Here is a 14,851-nt window from a genome sequence, read left to right on the forward strand (position 1 = left end):
GGCATCCCGCGATATCACCGGTGATCAGTCCGGTCGCCCGTCTCAGGGGGATCGCGGTGAGGGGGATGGGTGAGCGCGCTGAGTGCTCGGGGGACCCGGGTCGTGTTGATGGGGACCGGGACCCACGGGGAGGGCTCTGACCTGCCGGACATCGAGGCTGTGGGGGCCACGGTGCGGGGGTTGGGGCAGGTCTTGGTCGACCGGTGCGGGTTGGCCGAGGGGAACCTGCGGGTCGCGGTCGACCAGGCGACGCCGGAGCGGTTGGGGGTGGCGTTGGCGGAGCAGGCCGAGCAGGCGGAGGACCTGCTCCTGGTCTACTTCGTCGGGCACGGGTTGGTGAGCCTGAGCGGGGAGTTGCACCTGGCGACGGGGGTGACCGATCGGCGGCCGAGTCGGTTGGGGATCACGGCGTTGCCGTACTCGCAGGTGCGCAACTGCGTGTTGGAGAGCCGGGCGCGGGCTTCGGTGGTGATCCTGGACTGCTGTTTCTCCGGACGTGCGGTGGGAGCGCTCGGGGACCCGATGGCGGACGTCACGGCGATGGCGCACATCAGCGGGACCTATGTGCTGACCTCGGCGGGGCGGGACCAGGTCGCGCTGGCGCCGCCGGGGGCGACCTACACGGCGTTCACCGGTGAGCTGATCAACCTGCTCACCAACGGGGCGCCGAAGGAGCCGCGTGAGTTGACGCTGCGGGACGTGTCCCGGTACCTGCGGCGGGTGCTCCCCGCGAAGGGCCTGCCGAAGCCCCGCTACGAGGCCCGCGAGGGCGCGGAAGACCTCGTGCTGGCGGTGAACCCGGCGCACCAGGGGGCGGCGCCGCCGGTGGTGGCGCCGGCGAGAAGCGGTGACGGCGGGTGTCCGTACCCGGGTCTCGCGTCGTTCCAGGAAGACCAGGCGCGGTGGTTCTTCGGGCGGGAGCGGGCGACCAGGGAACTGGTGGGGCGCCTGGTCGAGCGGATGGACGGGGTCGGGCCGCTGGTCGTGGCGGGCCCGTCGGGCGCGGGGAAGTCGTCGTTGCTGCGGGCGGGGTTGTTGCCCGCGTTCCGGCAGGGGAAGTTCCCGGTGCCGGGGTCGCGCGGTTGGCCGCGGCTGCTGCTCACCCCGACCGCGCTGCCCGACCAGAAGCTCGCCGACCTGGTCGCGGGCCGGATCGGGGACGAGCCGGGCCGGGTGATCGAGGGGTTGCGGTCGAGGCCGGAGAGCCTGGCCGACATGCTGCACGCGGCCTTGGCGGAGGAGTCGCCGGGTGACGTGGCGCGGATGCTGATCGTCGTCGACCAGTTCGAGGAGGTCTTCACCCTGTGCGACGACGAGCACCGGCGGCAGACGTTCGTCAACGCCCTGTGCGCGGCGTCGACCAGCACTGATGACCGCCAAGCGCCCGCGCTGGTCGTGCTGGGGATGCGCGCGGACCTGCTCGGCAACTGCGCCAGGTACCCGGAGTTGGTCAACGCCCTGCGGTACGGGCAGGTGATGCTCGGCGCGATGACCACGGCCGAACTGCGCGAGGTCGTCGAGAAGCCCGGTCACGCGGCCGGTCTGACCATCGAACCGGGCCTGACCGACCGGATCGTCGACGAGTTCGACGACGACGAGAGCCGCGTCGGTGAGGCGGCGTACAACCCGGCGCGGCTGCCGCTGCTGGCCCACGCGCTGCACACGACCTGGGAGCAGCGCCGCGACGGCACGCTGACCATCACGGGCTACGCGGAGACCGGCGGGATCAACGGCGCCATCCGCACCACCGCCGACACCACCTACCGCGACCTCAGCCCCGTCGAGCAGGACGTTGCCCGCGACCTGCTGCTGCACCTGGTCAACATCGGCGAGGACGGTGACCCGCCGACCCGCGGGCGTGCCGCGGTGGACCGCCTGGTCGCCGAGTCCGGCCACCCCGAGGCCGCGACGGCGGTGCTGACCGCCCTGGAACGGGCCCGGCTGGTGACCGCCGACAAGAGCACCGTCGAGATCACCCACGAGGCGCTGCTGCGGGAGTGGCCGCTGCTGCGCGACTGGATCGAGGCCGACCGGGCGGGGCTGCTCATCCGGCAGCGCCTCACCGCCGCGACCCAGCGCTGGGCCGACAGCGGCCGCGACGCCGACCTGCTGTACCCGGCGGGCAGGCTGGCCGAGGTCACCTCGTGGGAGCTGGAACACCGGTCGGACATCGCCACTCATCCGACCGAGCAGGACTTCATCCGGTTCAGCCGGGCCAAACGCGGACGGGAGCGGCTTCGACGTCGACTCGGTGTCGCCGCGCTCGCGGTGTTCGCGGTGGTGGCCGTGACGGCAAGCGTCATCGCGGTCGGTCAGTACGTCACCGCCGCCGACCAGCGCGACAGCGCGAGCGCGCGCGGGCTTGTCGCGTTGACCGAGAGCGTCCGCGACTCGTCGCCGCAGTTGGCGCTGCGGCTGAGCGTGGCCGCGTACCGCCTCTACCCCGGCGTGGAGACCAACGCCAACCTGGTCACGACGCTGCTCACCACCCGCTACGCGGGCGCGATCACCGAAGCGGGCGGCGTGTCCGCGGTGGCGTACTCCCCGCACGGGAACGTCGTGGCCGTCGGCATCAACAACGGGACGACGGGCCTGTGGGACGTCTCCGAACCCGACCGCCCCCGGCTCGTCGGCACACCCGTGGACGACCGCACCAACAGCACCGTGGTGTCGATCGCCTTCTCCCCCGACGGCAACACCATGGCGGTCGGGAGTTCCGCGGGCACCGCGACCCTGTGGGACGTCACCGTCGCCGACCGGCCCCGGCTCATCGGCAAGCCGGTCAACGACCAAGTGCCGGACGCGGTGACGTCGGTGGCCTTCGCCCCCGACGGGAAGACGTTGGCAGTAGGCAGTTCCGGGGCCGTCACCACGCTGTGGCGGATCTCCGGCGGAACCGTCGAGCAGATCGGCGGACCGCTGCGCGGGCACAGCAGCCGGGTGTCCTCGGTGGCGTTCGCGACGGTCGGGACCACCCTGGTCACCGGAAGCGACGACAGCACCACCCTGCTCTGGGACGTCAGCGTGCCCGATCACCCCGTCCGGATCGGACAACCCCTGCGCGCCGACCCCGTCTCGGTGACCTCGGTGGCGGTCAGCCCCGACGGTCACACGCTCGCGACCGGGAGTTCGGCCGGGGTGACAACGCTGTGGGACATCACCAAACCGGGTTCCCCCAGGCAGTACGCGAAACAGTTGAGCGCCCACGACGACGTCGTCTCGTCCCTGGCGTTCGCCCCGGACGGCAACACCCTGGTGTCGGGCAGCCACGACGGGACCGCGGTCCTCTGGGACGTCACCCACCCGGCGAACCCGACGCAGATCCCGGACCCGCTCGTCGGTCACCGCGACGAGATCTCGTCGGTCGCGTTCGCGCCGGGCGGGACCACGGTGGTCACCGGCGGCGACGACGGGACCGCGATCATCTGGGACGTCACCAACCGACCGCGGCGGCTCGGACAACCGCTGCCGGGACACCGCAACCCGGTGATCTCGGTCCGGTTCGACGGCGACACCCTGGTCAGCACGAGCCTGCACGACCGGACGATCCGGTGGGACCTCACCGATCCGACCACACCACGACAGGCCGCCAACGGACCATCCACAGGGGACAGTGCGCTGATGTCGCTGGCCACCACCGCCGACGGTCGCACCGACGCCACCGCGGGACCGGACAACTCGGTGATCCTCTGGGACATCACCGACCGGACCCGGCCACGCCAACTCGGCCCCACACTGACCGGGCAGGGCAACCTCGTCTCCTCGGCCGCGTTCACCGCCGATGGGAAACTGCTCGCGACCGGCGGCGCGGACGGCTCGGTGCTGCTCTGGGACGTGGCGAACCCGACCCAGCCGCGTCGACTCGGGCAGCCGCTGACCGGACACCGCAAGCCGGTCAGCTCACTCGGTTTCTCCCGGGACGGCCACACCCTCGCGGCGGGCAGCAGCGAGGGCAAGGTCATCCTCTGGGACGTCCGCGAACCCGCCCGGCCGTACCGGCTCGGTCAGCCGCTGGCCGGTCAGGACAAGTCGGTGCTGTCGCTGGCCTTCTCCCCGGACGGCAAGATCCTGGCCACGGGCGGCGACGACAACGCGGTCACCCTGTGGGACCTCACCGACCTGGACAACGCGCTCGACCGGGCCTGCGCCGTCGCGGGCGGCGGCCTGACCGCCGAGGAATGGGCCCGGCACATCACCGAACTGCCGTACCGCCAGACCTGCTGACCGGGGAGCGACTCGTGAACTGGACCACCCGCCGCGCCGCGGTCATCGTGCTGTCGGTCGTCCTGTCGGTCCTGCCCGCGGCCTGCACCGCCGCCCCGGTCCCGCCACCGGCGGTCGACCGGCCCGAGCCGCTGGTGTTCAGCGAGACGCCGAGCGGGTTCTCCGACGTGCCGCTGTCGGCCACGTACCCGGTGCTCCGGATGCTGGGCAAGGAGACCGGCCGGACGATCCGGGTCCAGGTCGGCACCGACTACGACGCGATCATCGAGGGGATGCGCTCCGGCGCCATCGACATCGGGGTGCTCTCCCCGTTCTCCTACGTGCGGGCGAAGAAGGAGAACCCGGCCCTGATCCCGGTCGCCGCGCAGACGTCGGAGAAGGGCGGCGAGCCGGGGTACCACTCGTACGGGATCGTGCGCGCCGGGTCGCCGATCAAGAGCCTCGCCGACTTCCGCGGTCACCGGATCTGCTTCGTGGACCAGCACTCCACGTCGGGCTACGTGTACCCGGAGGCCGCCCTGCGCGACGCGGGCATCGGGCAGCAGGACATCGTGCCCCTGCTCAAGGGCAACCACCAGGCGGTTGTCGAAGCGGTCGTGGACGGGCAGTGCGACGCGGGCTTCGCCTACGACACGATGGTCGACCGGCAGTTGATCGAACGCGGGAAGCTGCAGCCGGGGCAGGTCACCGTCGTGTGGCGGTCCGTGCTCATCCCCGGCGCCCTCTACGTGCTGTCCGACCGGTTGCCCGCCGACCTGAGGGACCGGCTGCTGTCGTCGATCCGGACCAACGCCAACTCCGACTACCTGCGGGCCAACGGGTTCTGCCAGGGCGAGTGCCCGCTGGGGGACGCGAACGCCTACTCGTACACCGCCGTCGACGACGCCTTCTACGACCAGGTGCGCGACTTCTGCCGCCGCGGTGGCGAAGAGTCGTGCTGAGACTGTCCTACCGGGAATGACGCGCCGCGTAATCCGGGGTGTCCGGCCCACCGGGCGAGTGGAGTGGCGTCGAGTCCGGCTGAGTAGACTTCCGGCGCGGAGGGGGTGGTGGGCATGTCCACCGGCGCGACAACGATTGTGAACGCGAGAGTGTTCGACGGGGCGAGGTCGACGGACTGGACTTCGGTTCGGTTCGCCGGTGGGCTGATCACCGAGTGCTCGGCCGGTTCGGTTGCCCGAGAAGGCGACGAGGTGGTCGACGCCGGTGGCGGGACGGTGTTCCCCGGGCTGATCGACGCGCACGTGCATCTCGTTCCGGGGGCCATCGCGCAGTCGTTGACCTTCGGGGTCACCACCGTCCTCGACATGTTCAGCAAGCCCGATCAGGTGGCCGAGGCGAAGGAGCAGGCGGGTTCCCGACCGGACGTGGCCGACGTGCGTTCCTCGGGTATCGGTGCCACCGCGCCCGACGGCCACCCGTCGATGATCTACGCACCGTTCCCCACGCTGACCGCGCCCGACCAAGCCGACCAGTTCGTCGCGGACCGGGTCGCGGCGGGCTCGGACTACCTGAAGATCATCTCCGGGGTCGGCGGCCGGTGGCCGTCACTGGACCGCGCGACCATCGGGGCACTGGTCACCGCCGCGCACGAACGTGGTCTTGTGGTCGTGGCGCATGTGAGTTCGACGGCCGGAGTCGAGGAGGTCGTGTCCGCCGGGGTTGACGTGGTGGCCCATGTGCCGGTGAACGGCGAGCTGGGTGAGGCCTTGGTTGAACGGATGGCCGAAGCCGGGATCGCGGTCGGTCCGACGCTGGCAACAATGGAGAACACCCTCGGTGAACCAGGTGGCGCGGCCGTCGCCGGGGACCCGCGGCTGGCTACGCTGCTCGGGGACGCCTGGGTGCGCCGGTTGACCGCAGGCCCCCAGGGATCGCCCAGCCGGAGGACACCGCCCTACTCCCGAGCCGAGGCCAACGTCCGAAAACTGGCCGCCGCGGGCGTCACCCTGCTGGCAGGCACCGACGCCCCGACCCCGGGCACCGCATTCGGCGCCAGCCTGCACCGCGAACTGGAACTCCTCGTCCGCTGCGGCCTCACCCCAACCCGCGCCCTCGCCGCCGCCACCACCGAACCAGCACGGATCTTCGGCCTCACCGACCGAGGACAAATCGCGGCCGGCCAACGCGCAGACCTGATCCTCACCTCCGGCGACCCACTGACCGACATCACCGACACCCGAGCGATCAAACGAATCTGGCGCACAGGCACCCCCTGCGACCGACACCCCCTCACCGCGAGCGCCGCCGAAACCGCCCAACTCAACGCGTTCGACGCCCAAGTCGCCAAAGCCATAGCAGCCGTCCGCCACCGCACCCGACCCACCTAGAGCCCGCTCATCCCCACCCGGGCCAGCCTGACAAACCTCCCCACGCACCCCACACCCACCCTCACCCGGACCGCCGCACCGCTCCACGACCACCGCCATCCAGAACCCGACCACACCAGATCCGCGACATCACCTACGGCGAAGACCACACCCAAGCACGCACCGGCCCCGCGGCCCCTCCACAATCCCCACCACCCAGGCCCTCCGCACCATGGCCCGCGACACCACCACACCCACCCGAATCCCATCCCAACCAGCACAAACCCACCTCGACGAAACCCCCGCCACCCCCGGCCAGCCCCCACCCTCCCGGGGGGCGTCCCCGGTCCCAGTCTACCGGCTCTGGCGGCGGGAGGACGAGGAGCGCGGGAACGGTGGATGGCTGGGCGGAGTGTGGACAACTCGCGATCTTGGGCGCGACTTCGCGGGTCGACTTCAGGCGACCGCTTGCGGCTGGGCTGTCGGCGGACGGCTGCTGGTGGGTGGCGTTGATCGAAGCCGCCGCCTGCGGCACGGGTGCACCAGGGCCGGGCGGGAGCCGCACTTCCGCCGAACCACGGTGGCAACCAGGCCCTCCGTCACGCCGACGGTCAAGCGGGCACCACTTCCGCCTAGCCACGGTGGCAACCAGGCCTTACTGCCGCCACGCGACCGTGTCAGCCAGGCCCCACTTTCCGCCACGCCACCGTGGCAACCAGGCCCTAACTTCCGTCACGCCGACAGTGTCAATCAGACCTGGCAGGTGGATCCCGGACACCGGCCCGCGCCGCCCCGCGGTGGACGCCATCGAGGGCGACGACGGAGGCGGGCGCGGGAGGAATTCAGTGTGACGCCAGGGTTTTCCGGCGGCCGAGGACGTGACAAGCGATGGCGGTGGCGAATCCGGTGGCCACGACGACGCCAGCCAGTACTGGGCTCATGTCCCTGGACAGGCTCGGGGCGCGGTCGGGGCCAATTGCCCATAGGGCCAAGGGAATCGCGTAACTGGCAGCGAGGGCGGCGGCCCAGGGGCGCAGGGGACGGAGGCGCGGAGTGCGCAGGACGGTGGTCAGCACGACCGCGACCGGGACGATGGCGACCATGGCGAACTGACCGAGGACAAGGACCGGGACCGCCCAGGCGGAGACAGCGACCGGGAGTGAGCGCGTGTACACAGTGGACTCCTCGAAAACGGTCAGTGGCAGCGGGATTCGGCGGTGGTCTTGAGGTTGGTGAGCCAGGCTTCCAGTCCGCCTGCGAGGAAGGTGGTCGCCAGGGGCACGTTCGACTCGATCTGGTTGCCGGTTTGGGTTTCCTCGGTGCGGACGAGGACGCCGTCGCGGACCGGGGTGAAGGTCCAGACGTGGACGCCGCGGTCGATGCGGAGGCCGGTGCCGATGGCGGGGCCGGTCCAGCGGATGCACTGGTACGGGCGGATTTGCTGCACCGTCGAGGTGATCACGAGCGTGGTGGCCGGGCTGACGGGGGTCTGCGGCACGGGTGTGGTCCAGCGGAACCTGGAGCCGGGGCGCAGCGGGCCGGGGTCGAGGCGCTTCATGCCGGTGACCGGCTCCTGCCAGGACGGCCAGCCCTCGACCGCGGTGTGCAGGTGCCAGACCACCGGCAGCGGCGCCTTGATCAGGGTCTCGGTGCGGTAGTGGACCTTGGCCGCCGGGTCGACACCCTGGCCCTGGCAGGTCAGGGCCGTGGGGTGGGCTGGGGTGGCGTCGGCGGGGGTCGTGCCGAGGACACCGGCGGCGGCGATCGGCAGGGCGATCAGGGCGGCGCGGACGTTGACCATCGTGTTTCTCCTATGCGGCAATGGATCGGGGGCGGATGAGGAAGTACTCGGACACGACCACCGAGATCAGGATTGATGCCCAGGTGCCGGCCGTGTAGATGTCGTTGAAGGTCAGGTTGAGTGGAGACCGGACGGCCAGGCCGAGTCCCAAGAGGACACGGAGTACGACGGCGGCGAAACTGAGCGCGTAGTTGCGGATCATCCAGACGCGGTGCGCCGGGACCTGTCCGCGACGGATGGCGCTGAACCCCCGGTACGCGGTGTAGAGCCAGCCGGCGGAGAGCAGGTAGAACGCGACCCGTACCGGGAAGCCGTCGATCGAGAAGGTGGCCGCCGCGAGAGCCGAGACGGCGGCGATGAGCATGCTGACCAGGTAAATCCGCCCCGCCACCCGATGCAGCGCGGGACGACGGGCGCGCAGCCGGGCGGCGAACTGGAACGGTCCGATGAACAGCAGCAGCGACGCGGGCACGGCGTGCGACACGATCGACAGGTAGTGCGGCGCCAGGGCCGGGTTGATCGGGATCCGGCTCAGCGACCGGTCACCGGTGAGGTACGCGGGGATCGAGTAGGCCGCGATCCCGACCGCCGAGACCGCGACGGCGGCCCAGGCGATCCGGCGCCGCCGGACGGGCGTGGTCACGGCTGTGGCGCGAGGAAGCCGAGCTGGGCGAGCAGCACGTGCACATCCGAGTTGAGCCAGTATTCGGCGAATTGGCCGTCCTCGACCCGCAGGATGTCGGTGCCGGTGAAATGGATCGGCGTGCCCGCGGCGGCGGTCGCGCCGGGGAAGCCGCCGGCGTAGGCGCCGGTGGCGACCCAGCGGAGCGCGACGTGCCGGTCGGCGGTGATCGGGCCGACCTCGATGGTGAACACCAGGTCGGTGCATACCGCGCGCAACTGCGCGACCCACTCCACGAGCGCGTCGGGGCCGTGCAGGGCGCTGCCGTCGCCGCCGTCCAGCATCGCGGCGTGCACGGAAAAATCGGCAGAAATGACGCGCTGGGCCGGGGAGTATTCGCCGTTCCAGATGGCCAGCCATTCGTTGACCAGGTGCTGCGTGGTGTTTTCCATGACCATGACGATGCCGCCGGGTGAACACCGCTCGCGTCGGTGGTTCTCGCCTATGCTTCGGTACGTATGAGCGATCTGCTGGGGCGGTTGGCCGAGACCTCGCGCCTTCGGGCGCTGCTGGACGACGCCCGGCGGTCCCGCGGCGGCGCGGTGCTGGTGCGCGGCGAGCCGGGCATCGGCAAGAGCGCGTTACTCACCGACGTCGCCGGGGCCGCGACCGGATTCCGGGTCATCCGGGCGTCCGGCGCCGAGTTCGAGACCGACCTGGCGTACTCGGCGCTGCACCAGTTGTGCGGACCGGTCCTGGCGCACCTCGACGTCCTGCCCGCCCCGCACCGCACGGCCCTGCGGATCGCGTTCGGTGTGGAGACCGGCTCGGCGGACCCGTTCCTGGTGGGGGCGGCGACGCTGGGGCTGCTGACCGAGCACGACGGTCCGCTGCTGTGCCTGATCGATGACGCCCAGTGGTTGGACGACGCGTCGGCGCGGGTGTTGGCCTTCGTGTCCCGGCGGGTCAGCGCGGAGCGGGTGGCGCTGGTGTTCGCCGCGCGCGAGGACCGCGCCGTGCTCGCCCACCTGCCCACGGTCGACGTCCGGCCCCTTACCGAGCCGGAAGCGCGCGCGTTGCTGGCCCGGGAGATCCCCGCGCCCTTGGACGAACGGGTCCGCGACCGCGTCCTGGCCGAGGCGCGCGGTAACCCCCTCGCGCTGCTGGAGCTGACCAGGACCGCGGGCCTGACCGGTCTGGCGGGCGGCTTCGGCCTGCCGGCCCCCGCCGCTGCCGAACGGAGCTTCCGCGCGCGACTTGAGGGGCTGTCACCGCAGGTCAGGCTGCTGTTGACGGTCGCGGCGGCGGAGCCGGTCGGCGATCCTGACCTGCTGTGGCGGGCGGCGGCGCTGCTGGGCATCGACAAGTCCGCCGCGCAGGACGCGCCGCTGGTCGAATTCGATACTCGGGTCCGGTTCGTCCACCCGCTGGCCCGGTCGGCGGTGTACCAGGCGGCGACCGACGAGCAGCGGCGGCAGGCGCACGGGGCGCTGGCCAGGGTCAGCGATCCGCTGCACGACCCCGACCGCGTCGCCTGGCACCGCGCCCGTGCCTGCGTCGGCCCGGACGAGGAGGTGGCCGACGCGCTCGCCGAGTCCGCGTCGCGTGCCCAGGCCCGTGGCGGGGTAGCCGCCGCGGCGGCGTTCTTGGAGCGCTCGGCCGCGCTGACCGTCGACCCGGGGTTGCGCGCGGAGCGGGCGCTGGCGGCGGTGGAGGCCAAGCTGTCCGCCGGGGACTTCGACGTGGCCGCCGAGTTGCTGTCCACCCTGCACCCGGACGATCCCCGCGTCGACCTGCTGCGCGGGCGGATCTCCTTCGCCCGGTTCCGCGGCGACGACGCCCCCACCGACTACCTGCTCCGGGCGGCCGCGAAGCTGGCCGAGAAGGAACCCGAGGACGCGCGGACGATCTACGTCGACGCGATCGAGATGGGCATCCTCACCGGCGCGCTGCCCGCCGTGGTCGAGGCGGCTCGGGCGGCACCGCCCACCTCCGGCTTACCCCGCGACGACGACGTCATCCTGAACGGCATGGTCGCGTTGCTCGACCGGGGCTTCGCGGCGGGCGCGGAACTGCTGCGACCGGTGATGGCCGACGTCGAGGCGTGGACCCGGTGGCCGACGCTGGGGTTCATGCTCGCCGTCGAACTCATGGACGTCGACGCCATGCGGGCCATCGCGACCCGGGTCACCGCGGTCGGCCGCGAGTCCGGCGCCTTCCACGCACTGCCGATCGGGCTGGCCATGCTCGCCACCGTCGCCGCGCACACCGGTGACTTCGGCGCCGCCAAGGAGATGATCTCCGAGGAGGCGGCGATCGCCGAGGCCACCGGCGCCGCCCCACTGGTCTACCCGCGGGTGCACCTGGTCGCCCTGCAGGGCAGACGGGCGGCGGCGGAGGACCTGTTCGCGCAGGTCGGCCGAGACATGGCGTTGAGCGTGCAGTTCGGCCGGGCGGTCCTGAACAACGGCCTCGCCGACTACCCCACCGCCCTCGACGCCGCCCAGCGCACCGTCGCCGCGGGCGATCTCGGCCTGGTCAGCCTCGCCCTCCCCGAACTCGTCGAGTCCGCCACCCGCTGCGACCGCTCCGACCTGGCGCGGGCCGCACTCGCGTCCCTGTCCGAACGCGCGACCGGCTCCGATCACCCCTGGCCACTGGGCCTGGCCGCCCTCGCCCGCGCCCAAGTCCACGACGACGAGACCGCCTACCGCGAGGCCATCGCGCTACTCACGTCGATGCCCATCGACCAGGGCCGCGCCCACCTGCTCTACGGCGAATGGCTCCGCCGCCAAGGCCGCCGCCGCGACGCCCGGGTTGAACTGCGCCACGCCCACGACCTGCTGTCGAACACCGGCGCCGAGGCCTTCGCCACCCGAGCAGCCCAGGAACTCCGCGCGACCGGCGAACTCGCCCGCAGCCGATCCACCGGGGCCGCCGACACGCTGACCGTCCAAGAAGTACACATCGCCCGCCTGGTCGCGGCGGGCTCGACGTCCAAAGAGGTCGCCGCCAAGCTGTTCCTGAGCCCCCGCACGGTGGACGCCCACCTGCGCAACATCTTCCGCAAGCTCGGCATCAGCTCCCGCAGGCAACTCCGCGACCTCCCGGCCATTCGCTAGGTTCGGTCAGGAATGGAGAAGCAGCGCTCGCGGGGGTGGCCCTAGCGTTGTCGGCATGACATCCATCGAGCACGTCACCATCGAGGTCACCGACCCCACCGACCACTTCCACACCGACGCCTTCAACCTCGGCGACCGCCTCCGCGTGCGGGGTTCACACGAACCGACCGAGGGCTTCCGCGGTTTCACCCTGTCGCTGACCGTGTCCCAGCCCGGCGACGTGGACGCCCTGGTCGAAACCGCCGTGAACGCCGGCGCGACCCCCGTGAAACCCGCCGCCAAATCCCTGTGGGGCTACGGCGCCGTGGTCCAGGCACCCGACGGCACAATTTGGAAACTGGCGACGTCGGCGAAGAAGAACACCGGCCCCGCCACCGGCAAAATCAACGATGTAGTGCTACTCCTCGGCGTGGCTGACGTCCTCGCGAGCAAGAAGTTCTACGTCGAACAGGGCCTCACCGTCACCAAGAGCTTCGCCCGCATGTACGTCGAGTTCGCCACCGGCCCCGTCAAACTGGCCCTGTACAAGCGAAAAGCCCTCGCCAAAGACGCAGGCGTCTCCCCCGAAGGCACCGGCTCGCACCGAATCACCGTGGGCGGCACCAAGGCGTTCACCGACCCGGACGGCTTCACCTGGGAACCCGCCATGGCCCCCCTGTCCTGATGTGCCTCTACCCCGGTGTGCACGGCCCCCTCATCCACCGGGTCCCCGAGCATTCCCTGCCACATCCCCCCGACGACGAGGAGGTGACACCAACCGGAGGGCACCCCATGACCACCATCGCCGAGTACAACGCCAACCTCCCCACCCACCACCGGGACATCGCCAACGCCGTTGCTGAACTGGTCGACACCGAACTCCCCGACACCGGCACCCTCTGGCACGGCCACCCCGTCTGGCGCCTGGGGAAGACCCCCGTGTGCCTGGTCAAGGCGTACCCGGGCCACGTGACCTTCGGATTCTGGCGCGGCCAACACCTCACCGACCCCTCCGGACGCTTGACCCCAGGCACCCGAACCATGGCAGCCGTCAAACTCAAAACCCTCACCGACATCGACCCAACCCTATTCACCGACTGGGTACGGCAGGCCTGCCACCTGGAGGTCTAGCAGCCACCGATCAACGGGGAAGGGGATTGCAGGACGCGATGATCTCGCGTCCCAACTCGGCGCACACCTTGTCGGTATCAGCGTCCAGAACAGGGCCGAGCCACACGAAGTACTGGTACTCCGGCGGCCCCGCGTGGTCGCGGACCTGCTGACACAACGCCGCGCGCCTGCTGAGCTGGATCTGATACCGCGACAGGTCAGGATATGACTTGGTGACCTGGGCCAGAGTGAACGTGTCATAGTCGACCACCGTGTGGCCCTGGGTGTCGAGGTCGGCCTGGGTCAGCGACTCCAGAACGAGAACCTTGCTCCCAGCCTCGCACGGCATGGTCTGCGCGTAGGTGAACCCGGACTCGGTGGTAGCGGAATGGAACAGTGAGGCCAGGACGACACCCACCCCCACCAGCGCAGCCCCAGCCACAGCGAGTACCCCTTGCCGGACCTTCAACTCAGTGCCACCCCAGTGCCGCAGGTCGGCAACCGCATCCTGCTGGCGAAAGGTCAGCGGCAACCCGATCGCTTTCGGCTTCTCCCGCTCCACCTCAACCTTGAGCGGCAAGTGCCAGGTCCGCACACCGGGCGCCCAAGACGGAACATCCACCGCAATCGGCACCTCTGACCGCGCACCGGGCAGCAACACGAACCCACCAAGGTCAGTCTCACCATGCCCCAACGGCGGAACACGGGATGGTGTCGCGGACTTAGCGGACCCGATGTACTCCGGGCTCAGCCACAGCCGCTCATCGTCCGCCGGGATCTTCGTCGACCGCAGCACCCCACGCAGGGTGGTGTTCCCCAGATTCTCCAGCCGCACCCGCCCCTGGTACCGCTGCGCTTTCGTCACCGAACCAAGCTCCAGCCGCAACCCCAGCACCGCATTGGCAACAACACGCACATCCAGCCGATTGCCAAACCACCACCGCCGAGCAACATCCTCACCGACAACCGTCGCACCTGCCTCCAGATACCCAGGCCCAGCCGCCGGATCCGTCCTCGCACACCAAACCCGCAACCACAGCCGCGCCTCGCCACCCTTCTCCAGCGAGATCGACTCAACCCGCGAGTCACCCTCTCGGCGGACAATCTCCCACCGCAACCCCGGCGTACCCCGCACAGTGAACCGCAACTCCCTGGCAGGCCCCACCCGGTTGGTCACCGTGAGCTCCAACGTCTCCTTGTCCCCGGGCTCCCGCTCGTCCGCACACGTCAACTCGATCTCGTCATCTCGGTGACGCAGGTTCAACTCGACATCCCGGTTCTCCGCCTGCTGGAACACAACGTCCCCAGAGATCACCCCCGCCTGAACAACATTCCCCGCGTCGCCGACATGATGGTTGACAGTCACCACCGCACCTCCACTCGCCCACCCAACCCACCACCGCCCGGTTCTACCCGATCCCCATCGACATAGGTCGGACAAAAGCTGGACAAACACCCCCAGCGCAGCCTCACGAAGGCGAGCGCCGCTCGCCTTAACAAACCCCAACCCCCTATCGACGAAGCGCCACCCCCACCCCACGCACCTCGAAACCCGTCCTATATCGACGAAGCGCCACACCGGCACCGCGCGCCTCGAAACCCGCCGACACCAACCGCCCGCTGGGGTGAAGTTGTTTTGTTTGGGGGAGGCGGTGGCCTAAGCCGGCAGGCGGGTAAGGCCACG

General features: G+C 70.7%; 11 protein-coding genes. 6 read left to right on the forward strand and 5 right to left on the reverse strand.

What is annotated here, in order from left to right; translation table 11 throughout:
• The first annotated feature begins 69 nt into the window (after positions 1–69).
• The 3 genes from H504_RS0109910 to H504_RS0109920 all read left to right on the forward strand — a co-directional run bounded on the left by H504_RS0109910 (position 70) and on the right by H504_RS0109920 (position 6,554).
• On the forward strand, positions 70–4,224 hold the full coding sequence (locus H504_RS0109910) for a caspase, EACC1-associated type (RefSeq protein WP_157440320.1): 4,155 nt from the start codon (positions 70–72) through the stop codon (positions 4,222–4,224).
• 14 nt (positions 4,225–4,238) lie between these two features.
• Positions 4,239–5,165 carry a phosphate/phosphite/phosphonate ABC transporter substrate-binding protein gene (locus H504_RS0109915; protein ID WP_051385686.1) on the forward strand — a complete coding sequence of 309 codons (927 nt, stop codon included), beginning with the start codon at positions 4,239–4,241 and terminating at the stop codon, positions 5,163–5,165.
• A 114-nt stretch (positions 5,166–5,279) separates the two neighbouring features.
• Entirely contained in the window at positions 5,280–6,554 is a 1,275-nt protein-coding gene (locus H504_RS0109920) for an amidohydrolase family protein (protein ID WP_026422654.1), read from the forward strand.
• 821 nt (positions 6,555–7,375) lie between these two features.
• On the opposite strand, the gene H504_RS0109925 is transcribed toward H504_RS0109920, so the two are convergent.
• From H504_RS0109925 to H504_RS0109940, 4 genes are read right to left on the reverse strand one after another with little or no spacing between them, the layout of a single operon-like run.
• Positions 7,376–7,708 (reverse strand): hypothetical protein, encoded by a 333-nt coding sequence (locus H504_RS0109925; protein WP_026422655.1) that lies wholly within the window; start codon positions 7,706–7,708, stop codon positions 7,376–7,378.
• A 20-nt stretch (positions 7,709–7,728) separates the two neighbouring features.
• The gene (locus tag H504_RS0109930) at positions 7,729–8,334 is read right to left on the reverse strand and encodes an SRPBCC family protein (protein WP_026422656.1); all 606 of its coding nucleotides are present in this window, start codon (positions 8,332–8,334) and stop codon (positions 7,729–7,731) included.
• Between the two features lie 10 nt (positions 8,335–8,344).
• Entirely contained in the window at positions 8,345–8,977 is a 633-nt protein-coding gene (locus H504_RS34240; RefSeq protein WP_051385687.1) for a DUF2306 domain-containing protein, read from the reverse strand.
• Entirely contained in the window at positions 8,974–9,408 is a 435-nt protein-coding gene (locus H504_RS0109940; protein WP_026422657.1) for an ester cyclase, read from the reverse strand. Before H504_RS0109940 ends, H504_RS34240 begins: the two co-directional genes overlap by 4 nt.
• A 66-nt stretch (positions 9,409–9,474) precedes the next feature.
• On the opposite strand from H504_RS0109940, the gene H504_RS0109945 reads away from it, so the two are divergent.
• From H504_RS0109945 to H504_RS0109955, 3 genes are all read left to right on the forward strand, one after another.
• A complete protein-coding gene (locus H504_RS0109945) occupies positions 9,475–12,078 on the forward strand; it encodes an ATP-binding protein (RefSeq protein WP_026422658.1) in 2,604 nt (867 codons plus the stop codon).
• A gap of 55 nt (positions 12,079–12,133) precedes the next feature.
• Positions 12,134–12,742, forward strand: a complete 609-nt coding sequence (locus tag H504_RS0109950) for a VOC family protein (protein ID WP_026422659.1) — start codon at positions 12,134–12,136, stop codon at positions 12,740–12,742.
• A 107-nt stretch (positions 12,743–12,849) separates the two neighbouring features.
• Positions 12,850–13,188: a DUF1801 domain-containing protein gene (locus H504_RS0109955; protein WP_026422660.1), complete on the forward strand. Its 339-nt coding sequence runs from the start codon at positions 12,850–12,852 to the stop codon at positions 13,186–13,188.
• 10 nt (positions 13,189–13,198) lie between these two features.
• Here the strand turns inward: H504_RS0109955 and H504_RS0109960 are convergent, their stop codons facing one another.
• Complete coding sequence (locus tag H504_RS0109960; protein ID WP_157440321.1) at positions 13,199–14,533, reverse strand: COG1470 family protein; 1,335 nt, start codon at positions 14,531–14,533, stop codon at positions 13,199–13,201.
• Positions 14,534–14,851: the final 318 nt, after the last annotated feature.

This window comes from Actinokineospora inagensis DSM 44258 (assembly GCF_000482865.1).
Classification (GTDB): domain Bacteria; phylum Actinomycetota; class Actinomycetes; order Mycobacteriales; family Pseudonocardiaceae; genus Actinokineospora; species Actinokineospora inagensis.